The organism is Pseudomonas botevensis (assembly GCF_019145475.1).
Taxonomy (GTDB): domain Bacteria; phylum Pseudomonadota; class Gammaproteobacteria; order Pseudomonadales; family Pseudomonadaceae; genus Aquipseudomonas; species Aquipseudomonas botevensis.
This window is the reverse complement of record NZ_JAHTKI010000005.1, coordinates 197650-217810: the sequence shown is the minus strand read 5'-3', so window position 1 is coordinate 217810 and position 20161 is coordinate 197650. Positions and strand designations below refer to the sequence as shown.

Genomic DNA, 20161 nt, shown 5'->3' with positions numbered 1-20161 from the left:
CTTCCACTCTTAAACAACCGCCAGATAAATAATCATCGGCAAATAAAAGCCGAAAAACCGCTTACCAATCAATATTCGAGAACAACTTCGATATTATTTTTTTGGTAAAAACAACCTATCTCCTTACGCCACACCTAGTTTACTTGTAGTCACATTCTCTTTCTCTTGTAGGAATAATCCTAGATCACTGCTGGAGCCGTGTCCGCTCATGCGACTGCTCATTTATCTGAGCTAAGGTGCGCGCTTTATTCGCGCTTGCATGGGATTTGATTATGAACTCCGTTTTTATCGTCGACGATCATCCGGTTATTCGTCTTGCCGTTCGAATGTTGCTGGAACACGAGGGCTACAAGGTGGTCGGTGAAACCGATAACGGGGTCGACGCCATGCAGATGGTCCGCGAATGCATGCCCGACCTGATCATTCTCGATATCAGCATCCCCAAGCTGGACGGCCTCGAAGTCCTCGCCCGCTTCAACGCCATGAGTTCACCGTTCAAGACCCTGGTCCTGACCGCTCAATGCCCGACACTGTTCGGCATTCGCTGCATGCAATCCGGCGCTTCGGGTTATGTGTGCAAACAGGAAGACTTGAGCGAACTGGTCAGCGCAATCAAGGCCGTACTTTCCGGTTACAACTATTTCCCTAGCCAGGCATTGAATCCGGTTCGCAGCGACGATATTCGCTACAACGAACTTGAACTGTTCAAATCCGTAAACGACCGTGAGTTGATGGTCCTGCAACTTTTCGCCCAAGGACGCACCAACAAGGAAATTGCCAAAGGCATGTTTCTCAGCAACAAGACCGTCAGCACTTACAAAAAACGCCTGATGCAGAAACTCAAGGCGAAGTCCCTAGTAGAACTTATCGAAATGGCCAAACGTAACGCACTCGTGTGAGAGCCCGCATGCCCAGCCGTTTAAAGGAATATCTGATCGCAGTGTGCGCGGGGCTTTGCCTGAGCGGGCCTGTGTCCGCCAACCCCACGGATCCGCAGGACTTCACCCTGCTCAGTCGCTCGGCAAGCGGATCGATACCGCTGGTGCTGGAACCTTCGCAACGGCAGTGGCTGCACACTCGCAAGGAACTGGTCATCGGGACATCCGCGCCGGATTACCCGCCCTTTGACATGACCGCCAGCGGGCGCGACTACGAAGGGTTCACCGCCGATTATGTCGGCCTGCTGAGCCAGGCCACCGAACTGCCGGTCAGGGTCGCACGCTATGCCTCGCGGGATGCCGCCATCCGGGCGCTGATCGACGGGGATATCGACCTGATCGGTACTGCCAACGCCTATGAGGCTGGCAACCCCGAGCTTACGCTGTCCCGGCCCTACGCCATCGATCAGCCGGTACTGGTCACCCGCGAAGGCGAAACCCGTTCCCTGAGCGAAGGCCTCGCCGGCCTGCGACTGAGCATGGTCTATCACTACCTGCCGCTCGAGGAAATCAAGGCCCTGTACCCGAAAGCGCTCATCACCTCCTTTCCGTCCTACCAGAATGCGATCAACGCAGTCGCGTTCGATCAGGCCGATGTGTTCCTCGGCGATACGATTTCCACCCACTACATGATCAACAAGGGCTACCTGAACAACATCCGCATGGCCAATTTCGGCAAGCAGGAAGCCCATGGATTCAGCTTCGCGGTGCATCGCGACAACACCCCGTTGCTCGGCATCATCAATGCCATGCTCGCGGCGATGCCAGGCAGCGAACGGGTCAGCATCGCCAAGCGCTGGAGCGCCGGCAGTGACATATTGCTGACCGACCAGAAACTGCAACTGACCCGCCGCGAAGAACTCTGGCTCAAGGAACACCCGGTCGTCAGCGTGCTGGTCAACGAGTCGTACGCGCCGCTGACCTTCTTCGACAACGACGGCAACTTCCGTGGCATCAGTGCGGACCTGCTCGAACTGATCCGCCTGCGCACCGGTCTGCGCTTCGATATCCGTCGCAGCCGCAGCGACATCGAAATGATCAAGCAGGTCGACACCCATCGCGCCGACCTGATCGCCGCCCTGCTGCCAACGCCTCAGCGCGAGCAGATCCTCAATTTCAGTCGGCCGTACCTGGAAAACTCGTTCGTCCTGTTGACCCGCAAATCCGCCGACAGCCCGACCCACCTGGGGCAACTCAAGGGCAAGCACCTGGCGATCGCCCAGGGCAATCCGATGATCGAGTACCTGCGCCGCGAGTTTCCGCGCATCCAGTTGATCGAAACCCCAGACACCTTCAGCGCGGTGGCCCTGCTCGATGAGGGCCGGGTCGAAGGCGCGGTGAATTCGCTGCTGATCGCCAACTATTTCATCTCATCACGGATCTTCGAACACCCTCTCCAGATCACCACCACCATCGGCACGCTCCAGGCAGCCTTTTCCCTGGCGACATCCCGCGACAATCAGGAGTTGGGGTCGATCATCGACAAGGCCCTCTCCAGCATCACCCCCGAGGAACTGGGCATCATCAACGGTCATTGGCGCGGTTACTCCGGCGCATCGCCCAGCACCTGGCGGGTTTACCAGCGCCTGTTCTATCAGGTGATCGGCGTGGCCTGTCTGCTCCTGCTGCTGTCTCTGGCGTGGAATGCCTACATGCGCCGGCAGATCAGACAACGCCAGAAAGCCGAGCGGGCGTTGAACGATCAATACGAATTCATGCGTTCGCTGGTCAATGGCACGCCCCATCCGATCTATGTACGGGACCGCCAGGGCCTGCTGCAAAGTTGCAACGACAGCTACCTGCGAACCTTCAACGCCAGGCGCGAAGATGTCATCGGCAAAAGCGTCATGCAGGGTGCGTTGAGCAACGCGTTCGAGGCGCAGGTCTATCAGGCGGATTACCAACGCGTCATCGCCGAAGGCAAACCGCTGGTACTCGACCGCCCCCTGCACATCGGCAACCGGCGCCTGACCATCTACCACTGGATCCTGCCCTACCGCGACTCCAGCGCCCGGGTGCAGGGAATCATCGGCGGCTGGATCGATATCAGCGAGCGTCACCAGTTGTTCGACGAGTTGCGCGCAGCCAAGGAACAGGCGGATGACGCCAACCGCGCCAAGAGCACCTTCCTGGCAACCATGAGCCATGAAATCCGTACACCTATGAACGCTGTCATCGGCATGCTCGAACTGACACTCGAACGCATGGAGCACTGCCACCCTGATCGCTCGTCCATCGAAACCGCCTACCAGTCGGCCAAGGATCTGCTGAGCCTGATTGGCGACATTCTCGACATCGCCCGGATCGAGTCCGGGCGCCTGAGCCTGAGTCCGGAGCGGGTCAACCTGACGGATACGGTGAGTTCGGTGGTGAAAATCTTCGAAGGCTTGGCCCGGCAGAAAAATCTCGTGCTGCAGCTGACCTGCAACCCTGCCAACCCGGAGGTCGATGTGCATCTGGATCCGCTGCGTTTCAAGCAGGTGCTGTCCAACCTGATCAGCAACGCCATCAAGTTCACCGACCGTGGACACGTACGGGTGATGGTGGACCTGATGACCACCGAAGAACCCTCGCATTCGATTCTGCAACTGGCCATTCAGGACAGCGGTATCGGTATCGGTGCCGAAGACCAGCAACGCTTGTTCGCCCCCTTCGCCCAGGCCGGAACCGGCCGGCCGCAGGTCAGGGGCGGCGCCGGCCTGGGACTGGTGATCAGCCGCAGCCTGTGCGAAATGATGGGGGGACAACTGCACCTGAGCAGCCAGCAAGGGATTGGCACTCAGGTGTGCATTTCCCTGCCTCTGGAAACCTTCCCCGCCGACACCGGCAGACAGAAGATCGAGCCGCCCATCCTGATGTCCGCAACGCCCCTCAATGTGCTGGTGGTTGACGATCACCCGGCCAACCGTCTGCTGATGTGCCAGCAACTGGAATTCCTCGGTCATTCCTTCAGCCTCGCCGAAGAGGGTCAGAGCGGTTTCGAGCAATGGAAGGCCGGCCGTTTCGAACTGGTGATCGCCGACTGCAACATGCCGGTGATGGATGGCTATGAACTGACCCGCGCCATCCGCCGCCATGAGCGCCAGACCCAACGCCCGCCCTGCACCGTACTGGGATTCACCGCCAACGCGCAGCCCGAGGAAGTGCAACGCTGCAAGCAGGCGGGGATGAATGACTGTCTGTTCAAACCCTTGAGCCTGAGCCTGCTCAGTCAATGGCTGAACAAGGTCAGGCCGACGCCCGCCGTCGCGGCATTCAACCTGCAAGGGCTGAATCAGCTGACCGGTGGCAACCCGGCCCAGGCGCAGCGATTACTGGTTGAACTGCTCAACAGCAGTCGCGATGACCGCCAGGAGCTGCTGGCGCTGTCGCCCCTGCATGATCGTCAGGCACTGGCGGCGATCGCCCATAAAATCAAAGGCGCCGCACGCATTGCCCAGGCCACCCGTCTGATCGAATGTTGCGAAGCGCTGGAACAGGCCTGCACCCAGGCGTTGCCGGCCAATGATATCGGTCAGCGCTGCGAAGCGAGTAACCAGGCCATGCTCGATCTGGAGCAGGCATTGCAGCAGCAATTGGCCCGATCCGGTTACGGCAAAACCGCCGAGCCTTAACTATGCTTTGACGCTGAGCAGTGTGTTAACCCCCATGGAGAGACCGTGATGCCCAGCCCACTGCGCCCGGAACAACGCCGGTTTCCGCTGCACGTGCACATCAGCGTCATGTTCACCTTCCTGCTGTTGCTCACCGGGGTGGTGCTGGGCCTGTTCAATTACCGGCAAACCACCCAGATCATTCTCGTCAGCAGTGAAAAACTGTTCAGCCGCATCGAACAGGATGTACGCGTGGATCTGCAAGCCACCTACGAACCGATTCGGCATCTGTTGAGTCTGCTGGCGGGCAATCCGGCCACCCAGGCAGGGAACCTGGAACAACGCCTGGCGCTGCTCAAACCGTTCAGTCAGTCACTTGCCGACAACCCGGATCTGGCCTCGTTGTACGTCGGCTACGCCAACGGTGACTTTTTCATGGTCCGGCCCCTGCGCACAGCAGCGTTGAAAACCCTGGTCAAAGCCCCGGATGCAGCGGCCTACCAGGTCTGGAGCATCGAGCATGACGCCAGCGGTCAGGCCCGTTCGCAATCAGTGTTTTTCGATCAGGGGCTGACGCGGATCGGCCAGCAGGACAATCCCGACGATGCCTATGATCCACGCCAGCGGGCCTGGTTCAGCGACGCCCGGCAACAAAGCGGGCAGATCACCACCGAACCCTACGTGTTTTTCTCCACCCGTAACGTCGGCACCACCCTGGCCCGGCGCAGCGATGAAAACGCGGTGATCGGCGCCGACCTGACCCTGGAAACCCTGTCCGCCACCCTGGTCAAGCATGTGGTCACGCCGGCCACGGAAATCGCCCTGTTCGACACCGATGGCAATGCCGTGGCTTACCCCGACAGCAGCCGTCTGGTCGTCGACGACCGTACACCGCGCCTGGCCAAGGCGGCCGACCTGAGTCCGAGCCTGCACGCGCTGCTGTCCGGCAAGCATCAAGGCAAACGGCTGATGGTTGACGGGCGGCAGTGGATCGTCGCCCGCAGTGCCTTGCAGGAGGGAGGACCCAAAGGGTTGCAGATGGCGTTGCTGGTGCCGGAGGACGAACTGCTGGTCGACGCTTATCGCCTGCGCTGGCAAGGCGCGTTGATTACCCTCGCCACCCTTTTGTTGTGTCTGCCGCTCGGCTGGCTGATTTCCCGGGTTCTGGTCAAGCCGCTGCATGCACTGGTCAAGGAAGCCGACGCGATTCGCAGCTTCGACTTCAACTTCCCGCTCACCCGCCGCTCTCCCGTACTGGAAGTCGACCAACTGAGCGTGTCAATGGCGCGGATGAAGGACACCCTGGCGAGTTTCTTCCGCATCACCGACAGCCTGACCGCAGAAACCCGGTTTGCCCCGCTGTTGCAGCGCGTGTTGCTCGAAACGGTGCAGATCGCCCAGGCCCAGGCCGGGTTGATTTACCTGCGCGAACACGACGGCGATCGCATGGAGCCCCACGGGCTGGTGATCGATGGCAAGGCGCAGGCCCTGGCGACTTTCGATATCCAGGGCCGGAACCTGGATGCCGGGCAGAGTCCCGGTTGGTTTCAGCAACTGGCGCAGGCCGACACGGTGGTCAGCGACATCGGCTTCGAGCAGGCCGGCGATCTGCAAAAGGTGCTGCTGGCGATGACCTCGCCGAGGGTGCATCTGATCGGCATCCGCCTGCGCAACCGGCACAACGAAACCGTCGGCCTGCTGATCCTGCTCATCAACGACAGCGGCACCCAGGCCGATCTGGAAAAGCTGCGGCCCGATCGCATCGCGTTCCTGCAAGCGGTGTCCGGGGCAGCGGCGGTGAGTATCGAAAGCCAGCGCCTGCAAGCCCGGCAGAAACATTTGCTCGATGCGTTCATTCAACTGCTTGCCGGGGCCATCGATGCGAAAAGCCCCTACACCGGCGGACATTGCCAGCGCGTGCCAGAACTGGCGCTGATGCTCGCCCACGCCGCTGCCGCCAGCCAGGCCCCGGCCTTCCGCGCCTATCAGCCGAGCGAAGACGAATGGGAAGCCCTGCACATTGCCGCCTGGCTGCACGATTGCGGCAAGGTCACGACGCCTGAATATGTGGTCGACAAAGCCACCAAACTGGAAACCCTCAACGACCGCATCCACGAAGTCCGCACCCGATTCGAAGTGCTCAAGCGCGATGCCTGGGTCAGTTACTGGCAGGCGCTCGCCACCGGTGGCGACGAAACGCAACTGGCAACGCTGCGCGATACCACCCTGGCCGGCCTGGATGACGACTTTGCCTTTGTCGCCCACTGCAATCTGGGGGCGGAAGCCATGGCCGAAGCCGATCTGCTGCGTCTTGAACAGATCGCACAGCGGCGCTGGCAACGCACGCTGGATGATCGTCTGGGAGTGTCATGGGAAGAGAATCGGCGCCAGTCGCGCACGCCAGCGCCGGTTTTGCCTGTCAGCGAACCGTTGCTCGCCGACAAACCCGAACATCTGCTCGAACGCGCCGCCAGCGAGCTGATCCCCGAGGACAATCCGTGGGGGTTCAAACTCGACGTGCCACCCTACAAATACAACCGTGGCGAGCTGTACAACCTGCGGATCAGCCGCGGCACCCTGACCCGCGAAGAGCGCTACATCATCAATCACCATATGGTGCAGACGATCCTGATGCTCAGTCACCTGCCCTTCCCCGAGCATCTGAACAACGTCGCGGAAATTGCCGGCGGTCATCACGAAAAAATGGACGGCACCGGTTATCCCAAACGCCTGACACGCGAGGAAATGAGCCTGCCGGCACGGATGATCGCAATCGCCGACATCTTTGAGGCGCTGACCGCCGCCGACAGGCCCTACAAAAAGGCCAAGAACCTCAGCGAGGCGCTGGCAATCATGGCCAACATGTGCCGCGACGCGCATATCGATGCCGAACTGTTCGGCCTGTTCATCAGCGACGGCGTGTACCTGGAGTACGCCCATCGCTTTCTCGATCCTCGGCAGATCGATGCCGTCGATCCCGCCAGCCTGTTGCACAAGGCGGGCCTGACGGTGTGATCAGCAGTCGGTCAGACGCAGGAAAATCGCCGCCAGCCGCTCGATGCCGGCCTGATCGTCGACGCCGAAGCGTGCCAGTTTCGGGCTGTCCAGATCCAGCACGCCGATCAGGCGGCCATCCTTGACCAGCGGCACCACCAGCTCGCTGTTCGATGCGCTGTCACAGGCGATGTGGCCGGGGAACGCATGCACGTCTTCCACCCGCTGGGTTTGCAGGCTGGCCGCCGCCGCGCCGCAGACACCGCGCCCGAACGGAATGCGTACACAGGCAATCTGGCCCTGGAACGGCCCCAGCACCAGCTCTTCGTTGCGGTTGAGGTAGAAACCGGCCCAGTTCAGGTCATCGAGCTGGTTGAACAGGAATGCGGAAAACTGCGCGGCGTTGGCGATGAAATCGCGCTCATCCGCCAGCAGCGATTCCAGTTGGGCGGCCAACATGCCATAGCCTTCGAGGCCCTGGCCGCTCTGTTGCAAATCAATCATGCCTTGTGCTCCAGCAATTTGAGTCCCACCCAGTAACGGGCGAATTGGTACGCGCAACGTCCGTTGCGGTTGCCGCGTCCGGTGGCCCAGCGCACGGCGAGAATGTCCAGTTGCTCGTCGCGCTGCCAGCTCAGATTGGCCTTGGCGGCCAATTGGCCGATCCAGTGTTCGACGACATTGAGGAAGTGTTCCTGGGTAAACGGGTAAAACGACAGCCACAGGCCAAAGCGATCCGACAGCGCGATCTTGTCTTCCACCGCCTCGCTGGGATGCAGCTCGCCGTCGACGCGCTTCCAGTTTTCGTTGTCGCTTTCCTTTTCCGGCACCAGATGGCGGCGGTTCGACGTCGCATACAGCAACACGTTGTCCGGCGCCTGCTCCAGCGAACCGTCAAGCACGCTTTTGAGTACGCGATAATCACCTTCGCCGGACTCGAACGACAAGTCATCGCAAAACAGCACGAAGCGCTGTGGCAGCTTGGCGATCTGCTCCACTACCCGTGGCAGATCCGCCAGATGATCGCGCTCGATCTCGATCAATCGCAGACCGGCTGCGGCGTGCTCGGCGAGCAACGCACGCACCAGCGACGACTTGCCAGTGCCACGCGAGCCCCAGAGCAAGGCATGGTTGGCCGGCATGCCGTCGAGGAACTGCTGGGTGTTGCGGCCCAACTGTTCCAGTTGACGATCGACGCCGATCAGGTCGGACAGGCGCATGTCCAGGCTGACTTCCAGCGGCAGCAGGAAACCGCTGCGACCGTCACGCTGCCAGCGTGCGGCCAGGCAATGGCTCCAGTCGATGACGGGGCGCGGCGCCGGCAGCAACGGCTCGATGCGCGCCAGAACCGACTCGGCGCGTTCAAGAAAAGCATTCAATCGGGAATCCACGTCTTCTCCTCGGGCTCGTTCACAGTAATGATGGCGGTACAGCGCCGACAAACAGACTTCAACACCCTCTCCACCCCTTGTTACAAGGCGATTCGAGAGGCACGGTATCCATACTTGATCGACTATGCTTGAGCAGCGAAGGGAAACGGAAGTGGTTCAACACCCCATGGATATCAAATTCACCCACCGGCTGTCTTACAAGCAAGCCCGACTTACTGTGCTTGTCGGGTTCATTCTGGGCACGCTGCTCAGTCTGGTGCAGATCGGCATCGATTATGCCAGCGAAGACGCCTCCATCAACCGTGAAATCCTGTCTTTGCTGGAAATCAGCCATAACCCGGCTTCGCGCATCGCCTACAACATCGACGCCGAACTGGCCCAGGAACTGACACTGGGCCTGCTGCGCTCGCCAGCAATCATTTCCGCGCAATTGGTCGACAACAACCAGACGGTGCTGGCCAGCGTCAAACGCCCCGAGCTGCAAAGCGGCTACCGGATGATCAGCGACTTCCTGTTCGGCGCCAAACGCCGTTTCGAAGACCGCCTCTACCTCGACCACTTGCCCAACGAATCCCTCGGCAGCCTGAGCCTGGAGGTCGACACCTACGCCTTCGGCAGCCGCTTTCTGCGCCGCGCCGAAGTCACCCTGCTCAACGGTTTTGCCCGCAGCCTGATCCTCACCGGCCTGCTGCTGGCGCTGTTCTACGTGATGCTGACCAAGCCGCTGGTGCGAGTCATCCGCGAGCTCAGCGGCCGTGATCCGCGCAGCGCCGAGCCAACCACCCTGGAATGCCCTACCGGACACGCCAACGATGAAATCGGCGTGCTGGTCAAAGTCGCCAACCAGCAATTCGACAACATCGCCACGGAGATCCAGCAACGGCGCAACGCGGAAAACCGCCTGACCGACTACCTCGGGCAACTGGAAAACATCGTCTCGGCCCGCACCGCCGAGCTCAAGGCAATCAACGACCGCCTCACTCAGTCCAACGAAGAACTGGAAGTGGCCCGCAGCACCGCCCTGGACATGGCCGAGGCGCGGTCGGCGTTCCTCGCCAATATGAGCCACGAAATCCGTACCCCGCTCAACGGTCTGCTGGGGATGATCGCGCTGTCGCTGGACGGCCCGCTGAATGCCGAACAGCAGCAGCAACTGTCCATCGCCCACGACTCGGGCAAGGTGCTGGTGGAACTGCTCAACGACATCCTCGACCTGTCGAAATTCGACGCCGGGCAACTGGAGCTCGAGCACATTCCGTTCGACCTCGGCTCGCTGATCGAAGACACCGCCAACCTGCTGTCACAGAACGCGGCGCCGAGTGTCGAGCTGACGTGCCTGATCGACCCGCATTTCCCGGCGCTGGTGCTGGGCGATCCGACCCGGGTCCGGCAGATCGTCAGCAATCTGCTGTCCAACGCCCTGAAATTCACCCGCTTCGGTCGGGTCGATGTGCGCTTGTCGACCTCACCGGACGGCGTGCGCATAGAGGTCTGCGACACCGGCATCGGCATCGCTCAGGAAGCGCAGGTGAAAATCTTCCAGCCGTTCACCCAGGCGGGCGCCGGTATCACCCGGCAGTACGGCGGCACCGGACTGGGCCTGGCGCTGACGTACAACCTTTGCGAAGCCATGCAGGGCCGTTTGACGATCAGTTCCGAAGTCGGCTTCGGCAGCCAGTTCTGCGCCGAACTACCGCTGCCCTGCCATACCCGCGCCGTGCCCCCGGCGCCGATGACGGGCAAGGTGCTGGCAATCACGGCCTCAAGCAGCGGTCTGGCGGAACTGCTCGGCGGTCTGCTGCCGGTCTGGGGGCTGACCTATGAACAGCGCACCATCGATGACTCACTGCTCGGCTTGTCGCCCGATGTACTCATCACTGATTGTCCTGAATGTCTGTTCGGCCTGCGTCCGACCCTCGGCGCGCCGGTGCTGCTGGTGACCGCCTACGGCAGTTTCATGCCCAGCGAGGAAGCGGCCGCCCTCGCCCCGCTGCAGCAGCAGGCCCGACCGCTGGCGCGCAATGCGTTGTATCAGAACCTGCGGCGGATCCTGCAACAGGACGTCACCACCATCGACAGCGCGCGCGTCGAAGCGCCGCCGTCCCAGCGCCGTGGACGGGTCTTGCTGGTGGAGGACAACCCGGTCAATCAGTTGGTGGCCAAAGGCATGCTCGGCAAACTCGGCTGCGACGTGATCGTTGCCGCCCATGGCGCCGAAGCGCTGGATCAACTGGAACACGATGAGTTCGACCTGGTGCTGATGGATTGCAACATGCCGGTGATGGACGGCTATGAAGCCAGTCGGCAGATTCGCCAGAGCGGTCGCTGGCCGCACCTGCCAATCGTCGCCCTGACCGCCAACGCCATGTCCGAGGAACGCGAACGCTGCCGGTCAGCGGGCATGAGCGACTACCTGGCCAAACCGTTTCGCCGCGAAGAACTGGCGGCCCTGCTCGATCAGTGGATACCGACTACGACGCCGCTTTGATCTGCCCGAGCAGGTAATCGAGCCCCGTGCGCAGCTCTTCGAGCCGTCCCAGATCCACCCCGCTGTCGCACAACAACCGGGCCTTGAGCGGCCCGACCTGATCGCGCAGGGCCAGGCCTTCGTGGGTCAGGCTCAAGTGAACTTCACGCTCATCCCGCGCCGAGCGCTGGCGCTGCACCAGTTGCAGTTGCTCCAGACGTTTGAGCAGCGGCGTCAGCGTCCCCGAGTCGAGCGCCAGACGCTCGCCCAGGGCCTTGACGGTCGGCTGCTCGGGCGCAGTTTCCTGCCACTCCCACAACACCAGCATCGCCAGGTATTGCGGGTAGGTCAGGCCAAGCTGATCGAGCATCGGCTTGTAGCCACGGATCACCGCGCGGGAGGCGGCATACAGCTTGAAGCACAGCTGGCTGTCGAGCTTCAGCGAATCGGCGGACAGGTCGTTCATTTGAGCAGGGCTTCGATCTCGCGGCTCAGGTCCTGTGGCTTGGTGGCCGGCGCGAAACGCTTGACCAACTGCCCGTCCTTGCCGATCAGGAACTTGGTGAAGTTCCACTTGATGCCCTGGGAACCCAACACGCCCGGTGCGCGTTTCTTCAGCTGCGCGAACAGTGGGTGCGCGCCCGCGCCATTGACGTCGATCTTCTTGAACAGCGGGAAGCTGACGCCGTAATTCAGCTCGCAGAACTCACTGATCGCGCCTTCGTTACCGGGCTCCTGCTTGCCGAACTGATTGCACGGGAAACCCAGCACCACCAGGCCCTGATCCTTGTAGGTCTGCCACAACTGTTCAAGCCCCTTGTATTGCGGGGTGAACCCACACTTGCTGGCGGTGTTGACCACCAATACCGCCTTGCCGGCGAAATCGGCCAGGGTCTTTTGCTCGCCCTTGATGGTGGTACACGGGATGTTCAGCAGGTTGTCGCTCATGGGTGCGCACTCTGAAAAGTGGGTAAGGGGTAAAAATAGCGAGCAATTGAATTGCGTGCAATTTAAATATTCAGGCAACGCTCTGCGAGAGCCGCCAAAAGCAGCTCCCGCAGGGTTCATATCACGCGCGCTGTTCCAGGTTCAGGCACACCGAGTTGATGCAGTAACGCAGCCCTGTCGGCGGCGGACCGTCGGGGAACACGTGACCCAGGTGGGCATCGCATCGGGCGCACTTGACCTCGGTGCGGATCATGCCGTGGCTGGTGTCACGAATTTCGGTCATGGCGCTTTCGCCGATCGGCGCGTAAAAGCTCGGCCAACCGCAACCGGAGTCAAACTTGGTGGTGGAATCGAACAGCGGCTCGTCGCAGCAGACGCAGTGATAAACACCGTCGGTCTTTGTGGCGTTGTACTTGCCGGAGAACGGTCGCTCGGTGGCGCTGAGACGGCACACGTTGTACTGCTCGGGGTCGAGCATCGCCCGCCATTCCTCCAGGGTCTTTTCTATCTTTTCCATCATCACACCTCAGCGGCTGAAAAAGCCCGATCTGTACCTTTTCCACGGATCGGGTGGCACGTATGATTGCGCCTCGTCACGCGCCAGTCTGGCAGCGGCATCCTGCGCATTCAAACGAATTCCGGGAACCGCCGCGCAAGACCTCCACCTGTGTGAAGACGCAGGATTCCCAGCACGGTTGTCCACCCGCCGCCTGGATCGTTCATTTTCGGGATCACATCGCCATGCAGTTCAGCAAATCGAACAAGCTCGCCAACGTCTGCTACGACATTCGCGGCCCGGTGCTCAAGCACGCCAAACGCCTGGAAGAGGAAGGCCATCGCATCCTCAAGCTGAACATCGGCAACCCGGCACCCTTTGGTTTCGAAGCGCCGGATGAAATCCTTCAGGATGTGATCCGCAACCTGCCGACCGCCCAGGGCTACAGCGACTCCAAAGGCCTGTTCAGCGCGCGCAAGGCCGTCATGCAGTATTACCAGCAGAAGCAGGTCGAAGGTGTCGGCATCGAAGACATCTACCTGGGCAACGGCGTTTCCGAACTGATCGTGATGTCGCTGCAGGCCCTGCTCAACAACGGCGACGAAGTGCTGGTGCCGGCCCCGGATTATCCGCTGTGGACGGCGGCCGTGAGCCTGGCCGGCGGCAATGCGGTGCATTATCTGTGCGACGAAGGCGCCGACTGGTTCCCGGACCTGGCCGACATCAAGGCCAAGATCACCCCGAATACCAAAGCCATGGTGATCATCAACCCGAACAACCCGACCGGCGCGGTGTACTCGAAGGAAGTGCTGCTGGGCATGCTGGAGCTGGCGCGCCAGCACAACCTGGTGGTGTTCTCCGACGAAATCTACGACAAGATTCTCTACGACGATGCCGTGCACATCTGCACCGCTTCGCTGGCCCCGGACCTGCTGTGCCTGACCTTCAACGGTCTGTCCAAGTCCTACCGCGTGGCCGGTTTCCGTTCCGGCTGGATCGCGATTTCCGGTCCCAAACACAACGCCCAGAGCTACATCGAAGGCATCGACATGCTGGCCAACATGCGCCTGTGTGCCAACGTGCCGAGCCAGCATGCCATCCAGACGGCGCTGGGCGGTTACCAGAGCATCAACGACCTGGTGCTGCCACAGGGGCGCCTGCTGGAACAGCGCAACCGCACCTGGGAACTGCTCAACGACATTCCCGGCGTAAGCTGCGTCAAGCCGATGGGTGCGCTGTACGCGTTCCCGAAAATCGACCCGAAGGTCTGCCCGATCCACAACGACGAAAAATTCGTCCTCGACCTGCTGCTCTCCGAGAAGCTGCTGGTGGTGCAAGGCACGGCGTTCAACTGGCCGTGGCCGGATCACTTCCGGGTCGTCACCCTGCCACGGGTCGATGACCTGGACATGGCGATCGGCCGTATCGGCAACTTCCTCAAGTCCTATCGCCAGTAACCGGCCATCAGTGCGCAACGCCCCGAACGTTGCGCACTGTCTGATTCAGCAACACTTCTGCACGCCCCGCCCTCATACGCCTTCTACACTTGCGACTCGTAACGGTCACACGCCCCTGAGGTAGTGGCTGCGGGTGGACGCTGGCGATCTTGCCTGTCAGCACCGGACGTGGGAAACGCCCTGCACGCGACGGATTTCGCTGTAGGACACAGTTTGAAATAGTCACCCGGTTGAATCGCCAGGTGCCGCACCTTATATACCCCGCAGTACGATACATCTTTAGCTTGAGGAGAGTTCTACAACCATGATGCGCATCCTGCTGTTTTTGGCCACTAACCTGGCGGTCGTGCTGATAGCCAGCATCACCCTGAGCCTTTTCGGCTTCAACGGGTTCATGGCGGCCAACGGGGTTGATCTCAACCTCAGTCAGCTGCTGGTTTTCTGTGCGGTCTTTGGTTTTGCCGGTTCCTTGTTCTCGCTGTTCATCTCCAAATGGATGGCGAAGATGAGCACCAGCACCCAGATCATCAGCCAACCGCGCACCCGTCATGAACAATGGCTGCTGCAAACCGTCGAGCAACTGTCCCGTGAAGCCGGGATCAAGATGCCCGAAGTCGGGATTTTCCCGGCCTACGAGGCCAACGCCTTCGCCACCGGCTGGAACAAGAACGACGCGCTGGTCGCGGTCAGCCAGGGTCTGCTGGAACGTTTTTCGCCGGATGAAGTGAAAGCGGTGCTAGCGCACGAGATCGGCCACGTGGCCAACGGTGACATGGTCACCCTGGCGCTGATCCAGGGCGTGGTGAACACCTTCGTGATGTTCTTCGCGCGGATCATCGGCAACTTTGTCGACAAGGTGATCTTCAAGAACGAAGAAGGCCAGGGCATCGCCTACTACGTGGCGACCATCTTCGCCGAACTGGTACTGGGTATCCTGGCCAGCGCGATCGTCATGTGGTTCTCGCGCAAACGGGAATTCCGCGCCGACGATGCCGGTGCGCGTCTGGCCGGCACAGCCGCGATGATTGGCGCCCTGCAACGCCTGCGTGCCGAGCAAGGCCTGCCGGTACACATGCCCGACACCCTGAATGCCTTCGGCATCAACGGGGGCATCAAGCAAGGGTTCGCTCGCATGTTCATGAGCCACCCACCGCTGGAAGAGCGTATCGACGCCCTGCGTCGTCGCGGCTGATTCAGCCCGGCGTATAAACAAGAAGGCCCGCAGTGATGCGGGCCTTTTTTATTGCAGTGTTTTTGCGAGTGCCTGTCACGACCCTTCGCGGGCCAGCCCATATTGGAATGTGTTGCCCTTATGAGAGCGGGCCTGCTCGCGAAGACGCCTGAACAGCCAATGCACCTCAGCGACCGGAAACCCGATACGCCCGCTCCTCCAGCCGCGTCGCGCCGGCCTGCAGGAACTTGCCGTTTTCCCCCAGCACATCCTGCGCTTCCAGCATCTGCACCTGCCACGCACCACAGAGAAGGCGCTGCACCTCGGCATCATCCACCGCAAACGGTGGCCCGGACATCTGCGTCTGATCGTAATCCAGAGTAATCAGCAAACCCTGCAACCCTGTTGGCAAAATGGCCTGCAGATGCGCCGCATAGCGCTCGCGCATCGGTGCTGGCAAGGCAATCAGCGCCGCGCGGTCGTACAACGCGGCGCAGTCCGCCACGTCATCCGCCGTCAGGGCAAAGAAATCACCGCACCACAATTCGATCGAGCCGGCGCGATAACGCTTGAATGCGCCCTTCTCACTGACCTGCACCGGCAACTGCTGCTCGCTGAAAAAATCCTCGACGGCCTTCTCCGACAACTCGACGCCGAGCACCTGATGACCGCGCCCCGCCAGCCACAGCAAATCGAGGCTCTTGCCGCACAACGGCACCAGCACGCGGGCTTGCTCCGCGACTGACAGATCCGGCCAATGCCGCTGTAAATACGGGTTTACCTGCGGCTGATGGAAGCCGATCTGGTTCGACTCCCACTTCTTGTACCAAAAATCGGGCTGCATGGGTCACTCCCAAAAATTCGATTAAAAGGCGTTAAAACTTATATTAGATTTAGATCAATGATCTGACTGAAGATGGCGCCATCTTAACGCTCAGGAACCCTTCCATGTTTCCCAGCCTGTTTATCTCCCACGGCTCGCCCATGCTGGCACTGGAGCCCGGCGCCAGCGGCCCGGCCTTGGCGCGACTGGCCGCCGAACTGCCAAGCCCCAAAGCCATCGTCATTGTTTCCGCTCACTGGGAAAGCCACGAATTGCTGGTCAGCAGCCACCCGAACCCGGAAACCTGGCATGACTTCGGCGGTTTTCCTCGCGCCCTGTTTGAAGTGCAGTACCCAGCGCCCGGCAATCCGCAACTGGCACAAGAGGTTGCCGAACGGCTGACCGCCAGCCAGTTGCCCGCCCGCCTCGACCCCCAGCGTCCGTTCGACCACGGCGTCTGGGTACCGCTGACACTGATGTATCCACAGGCCGATATCCCGGTGGTGCAGGTTTCCCTGCCCAGCAGGGGCGGACCGGCCTTGCAGACCCGCGTCGGTGCTGCGCTGGCCGGGTTACGCGAGCAGGGTGTTCTGCTGATCGGCTCCGGCAGCATCACCCACAACCTGCGTGAACTGGACTGGCACGCCGGCCCGGAAAGCGTCGAGCCCTGGGCGCGGGATTTCCGTGACTGGATGATCGACAAGCTGAAAGCCGACGATGAAGCCGCGCTGCACGACTATCGCCAGCAGGCGCCGAACGCCGTGCGCAGCCATCCGAGCGATGAGCATCTGTTGCCGTTGTACTTCGCCCGGGGTGCCGGGGGCAAGTTCAGCGTGGCACACCAGGGATTCACGATGGGCGCCCTGGGCATGGATATTTATCGCTTCGGCTGAGGCTTTCTTGCAGGCATAAAAAATCCCCGAACCAGTCGGGGATTTTTTATGTTCGCTCAATCAGCCCAGAGGCGGATCAATCTTCGCGGTAGCGACGCAGCTTGAGCTGCTTGCCGGCAACGCGAGTGTCCTTCAGCTTGGTCAGGAGTTTGTCCAGACCATCTTCCGGCAGCTCGACGAGGCTGAAGCTGTCACGTACCTGGATACGACCGATCGCTTCGCGAGCCAGACCACCTTCGTTGAGGATGGCGCCCAGCAGGTTCTTGGCGGCGATACCGTCACGCGCGCCCAGCGCGGTACGGCAACGGGCACGACCTTCGCCCAGAGGCATTGGCGCGCGACGCTCGCGGTCACCGCGATCCGGACGCTCGCCACGATCAGGACGGTCGCCACGCGGTGCGCTGTTCGGCACCAGTGGACGCTCCTTCTCGATCGCTGCCAGGTTCAGCGCCTGACCATTGGTAGCCTTGCGCAGCAGAGCGGCAGCCAGGGCACGCGGGGTGCAACCGATGTCAGCGGTCAGACGATCCAGCAGATCGCCATGAGTCGCTTCGGCATCAGCCACCAGCGGCGACAAGCTGTTGGTCAGTTTCTTGATGCGCGCATCGAGAACAGCCTGGGCGTCCGGCAGACGCACTTCGGCAACTTTCTGACCGGTCACACGCTCGATCACTTGCAGCATGCGGCGCTCACGCGGAGTCACCAGCAGCAGCGCGCGGCCTTCGCGACCGGCACGGCCGGTACGGCCGATACGGTGTACGTAGGATTCCGGATCGTACGGCATGTCCACGTTGAATACGTGGGTGATGCGCGGCACGTCCAGACCACGGGCGGCAACGTCGGTCGCGACAACGATGTCCAGACGGCCATCCTTGAGCGAGTCGATCACGCGTTCACGCTGGTTCTGGGCAATGTCACCGTTCAGCGCAGCGGCCTTGTAGCCTTTGGCGTCGAGGGCGCTGGCCAGGTCCAGGGTCGCTTGCTTGGTGCGCACGAACATGATCAGAGCGTCGAAATCTTCCACTTCCAGCAAGCTGAGAACGGCCGAAGTCTTCTGGTCGGCGTGGACCATCAGGTGAGCTTGTTCGATCGCGGTAACGGTCTGGGTCTTGCTCTGGATCTTGACGTGTTTCGGATCCTTGAGGTGACGCTCGGCGATCGCGCGGATCGACTGCGGCAAGGTCGCCGAGAACAGTACGGTCTGGCGGGTTTCCGGCAGAGCCTTGAAGATCACTTCGAGGTCGTCCATGAAGCCCAGCTTGAGCATTTCGTCCGCTTCGTCGAGAACCAGGTGGTTCACGGTGTTGAGGACTTTTTCGTCGCGACGCAGGTGGTCGCACAGACGGCCCGGAGTGGCGACAACAATCTGTGCGCCATTACGGATTGCTTTCAATTGTGGGCCCATCGGCGCGCCGCCGTAGACAGCCACAACAGTCACGCCCGGCATTTGCTTGGCGTAGGTTTCGAAAGCGGTTGCAACTTGCAGCGCCAACTCACGAGTTGGGGCCAGGATCAGAGCTTGCGGCTCGCGCTTGGACGGATCAATGCGGTTCAGGATAGGCAGGGCAAAGGCAGCGGTTTTACCGGTACCGGTTTGCGCCTGACCAATCATATCGTGACCGGCGAGAATGATCGGGATCGACTGCTGCTGAATGGCCGAAGGCTCTTCATAGCCGGTAGCGACTACTGCAGCGACAATATTGGGATGAAGTTCAAGAGCGGCGAAGCCGCCGATTTCCTGGGTCATGGGTCTGCCTCTAAGTGCATCCGCAAAGACCCATGCTCCAAAGCTGCACATGCCGTGTTGAGACTCAAGAGTCGCCCTGGCAGCTTTGTCGGCGGGGATTTGCGAAAACGAATGGATGGAAAAAGAATCGTCAAGGAAGAGCCCGCAGTGCGGACGTGCAGCCGAAGCTGACTTCGGAGAATTGCGCTACCTAAACGCGACCCGGTTAAAGGCCGGCGCGCACTATACCGGAATTTGCCCGAAAAGGGAGCTTTTTTTATCGCTCCGGTGCGCTTGTCACCGTGATGTAACGGGGTTTTGCGGATAATCCCGCCAAGGTCTACTTTTCAAAGGCCCGGCTCTGTTGGCGATGGCGCTTAATCGATTCATCGACGTGCGGCATGTGGTCGCTGCACCCACCCTTCCCGTCTGAGGAAATCCCCATGAATCAGCCCTGCCCCGGCCGTGTCAGCCGTGAGCGCCGTGGTCACGTCCACTTGCTCGGTCTGGATCGAGCGGCCAAGCGCAATGCCTTCGACCTCGAACTGCTCAACGACCTGAGCCTGGCCTATGGCGAGTTCGAGGCGGACAGCGAGGCGCGGGTCGCGGTGGTGTTCGGGCATGGTGAGCACTTTACCGCCGGGCTTGACCTGGTCAACACCAGTGCCGCCCTCGCCGAAGGCTGGCAGGTGCCGCCCGGTGGCTGCGATCCGTGGGGTGTTTTCGTCGGGCCACGGGTCAGCAAACCGGTGATCGTCGCGGCCCAGGGTTACTGCCTGACCATCGGCATCGAGTTGATGCTCGCCGCCGACATCAACCTGTGCGCCAGCAATACCCGGTTCGCCCAGATGGAAGTCCAGCGTGGGATCTTTCCTTTTGGTGGCGCGACGTTGCGCTTTCATCAAATCGCTGGCTGGGGCAATGCCATGCGCTGGCTGCTGACCGGTGATGAATTCGATGCTCATGATGCATTGCGCCTGGGACTGGTGCAGGAAGTCATGGCCAGCGAGGATCTGCTACCGCGAGCCATTGAGCTGGCTGAACGGATTGCCCGGCAGGCGCCGCTGGGAGTGCAGGCGACGCTGATGTCGGCGCGACAGGCGCGTTACGAGGGCGAGACCGCAGCAGCGCAGGGATTGCCGCCGCTGGTGAAGCGGCTGCTGGCCAGCGAGGATGCGCGCGAGGGTGTTCGCTCGCTGGTCGAGCGGCGTCCCGGAGTATTCAAAGGGATCTGAATGCGGGGAGGTTTTGAGGCCGCCCTCGC

At 61.1% G+C, this 20161-nt stretch carries 14 protein-coding genes and 1 pseudogene; 8 read left to right on the top strand and 7 right to left on the bottom strand.

What is annotated here, in order from left to right; translation table 11 throughout:
- Positions 1-272 precede the first annotated feature (272 nt).
- Genes KVQ74_RS09535 through KVQ74_RS09525 form a run of 3 tightly spaced genes read left to right on the top strand, consistent with a single transcriptional unit; the run spans position 273 to position 7546 of the window.
- Complete coding sequence (locus tag KVQ74_RS09535; RefSeq protein WP_217830812.1) at positions 273-899, top strand: response regulator transcription factor; 627 nt, start codon at positions 273-275, stop codon at positions 897-899.
- An 8-nt stretch (positions 900-907) separates the two neighbouring features.
- Positions 908-4552 (top strand): transporter substrate-binding domain-containing protein, encoded by a 3645-nt coding sequence (locus tag KVQ74_RS09530; RefSeq protein ID WP_217830811.1) that lies wholly within the window; start codon positions 908-910, stop codon positions 4550-4552.
- A 48-nt stretch (positions 4553-4600) separates the two neighbouring features.
- A complete protein-coding gene (locus KVQ74_RS09525) occupies positions 4601-7546 on the top strand; it encodes an HD domain-containing phosphohydrolase (protein ID WP_217830810.1) in 2946 nt (981 codons plus the stop codon).
- On the opposite strand, the gene KVQ74_RS09520 is transcribed toward KVQ74_RS09525, so the two are convergent.
- Both KVQ74_RS09520 and KVQ74_RS09515 read right to left on the bottom strand, forming a co-directional pair.
- Positions 7547-8029 carry a GAF domain-containing protein gene (locus KVQ74_RS09520; RefSeq protein ID WP_217830809.1) on the bottom strand — a complete coding sequence of 161 codons (483 nt, stop codon included), beginning with the start codon at positions 8027-8029 and terminating at the stop codon, positions 7547-7549. It abuts the gene before it with no gap.
- Positions 8026-8916, bottom strand: a complete 891-nt coding sequence (locus KVQ74_RS09515) for an ATP-binding protein (protein WP_217830808.1) — start codon at positions 8914-8916, stop codon at positions 8026-8028. The genes KVQ74_RS09520 and KVQ74_RS09515 overlap by 4 nt, the downstream gene beginning before the upstream one ends.
- A 166-nt stretch (positions 8917-9082) precedes the next feature.
- Between KVQ74_RS09515 and KVQ74_RS09510 the strand changes: the two genes are divergently transcribed.
- Positions 9083-11404, top strand: coding sequence for a hybrid sensor histidine kinase/response regulator (locus KVQ74_RS09510; RefSeq protein ID WP_217830807.1), 2322 nt, complete (start codon positions 9083-9085; stop codon positions 11402-11404).
- On the opposite strand, the gene KVQ74_RS09505 is transcribed toward KVQ74_RS09510, so the two are convergent.
- From KVQ74_RS09505 to msrB, 3 genes are all read right to left on the bottom strand, one after another.
- On the bottom strand, positions 11388-11849 hold the full coding sequence (locus KVQ74_RS09505; protein ID WP_217830806.1) for a MarR family winged helix-turn-helix transcriptional regulator: 462 nt from the start codon (positions 11847-11849) through the stop codon (positions 11388-11390). The genes KVQ74_RS09510 and KVQ74_RS09505 overlap by 17 nt on opposite strands.
- The gene (locus KVQ74_RS09500; protein ID WP_217830805.1) at positions 11846-12331 is read right to left on the bottom strand and encodes a glutathione peroxidase; all 486 of its coding nucleotides are present in this window, start codon (positions 12329-12331) and stop codon (positions 11846-11848) included. Before KVQ74_RS09500 ends, KVQ74_RS09505 begins: the two co-directional genes overlap by 4 nt.
- A gap of 121 nt (positions 12332-12452) precedes the next feature.
- Positions 12453-12848 (bottom strand): peptide-methionine (R)-S-oxide reductase MsrB, encoded by a 396-nt coding sequence (msrB, locus tag KVQ74_RS09495; RefSeq protein ID WP_217830804.1) that lies wholly within the window; start codon positions 12846-12848, stop codon positions 12453-12455.
- 224 nt (positions 12849-13072) lie between these two features.
- Here msrB and KVQ74_RS09490 point away from each other — a divergent pair, with 224 nt between their 5' ends.
- Positions 13073-14284 (top strand): pyridoxal phosphate-dependent aminotransferase, encoded by a 1212-nt coding sequence (locus KVQ74_RS09490; RefSeq protein ID WP_217830803.1) that lies wholly within the window; start codon positions 13073-13075, stop codon positions 14282-14284.
- A 304-nt stretch (positions 14285-14588) separates the two neighbouring features.
- On the top strand, positions 14589-15476 hold the full coding sequence (gene htpX / locus KVQ74_RS09485; RefSeq protein WP_217830802.1) for a protease HtpX: 888 nt from the start codon (positions 14589-14591) through the stop codon (positions 15474-15476).
- 166 nt (positions 15477-15642) lie between these two features.
- Here the strand turns inward: htpX and KVQ74_RS09480 are convergent, their stop codons facing one another.
- The gene (locus KVQ74_RS09480; RefSeq protein WP_217830801.1) at positions 15643-16299 is read right to left on the bottom strand and encodes a thiopurine S-methyltransferase; all 657 of its coding nucleotides are present in this window, start codon (positions 16297-16299) and stop codon (positions 15643-15645) included.
- Between the two features lie 104 nt (positions 16300-16403).
- On the opposite strand from KVQ74_RS09480, the gene KVQ74_RS09475 reads away from it, so the two are divergent.
- Positions 16404-17171 (top strand): DODA-type extradiol aromatic ring-opening family dioxygenase, encoded by a 768-nt coding sequence (locus KVQ74_RS09475; protein ID WP_217830800.1) that lies wholly within the window; start codon positions 16404-16406, stop codon positions 17169-17171.
- A 76-nt stretch (positions 17172-17247) separates the two neighbouring features.
- Here KVQ74_RS09475 and KVQ74_RS09470 read toward each other — a convergent pair.
- Positions 17248-18952 (bottom strand): annotated as a pseudogene (locus KVQ74_RS09470) (DEAD/DEAH box helicase).
- A 388-nt stretch (positions 18953-19340) separates the two neighbouring features.
- Here KVQ74_RS09470 and KVQ74_RS09465 point away from each other — a divergent pair.
- Positions 19341-20132, top strand: a complete 792-nt coding sequence (locus KVQ74_RS09465) for a crotonase/enoyl-CoA hydratase family protein (protein WP_217830798.1) — start codon at positions 19341-19343, stop codon at positions 20130-20132.
- Positions 20133-20161 lie beyond the last annotated feature (29 nt).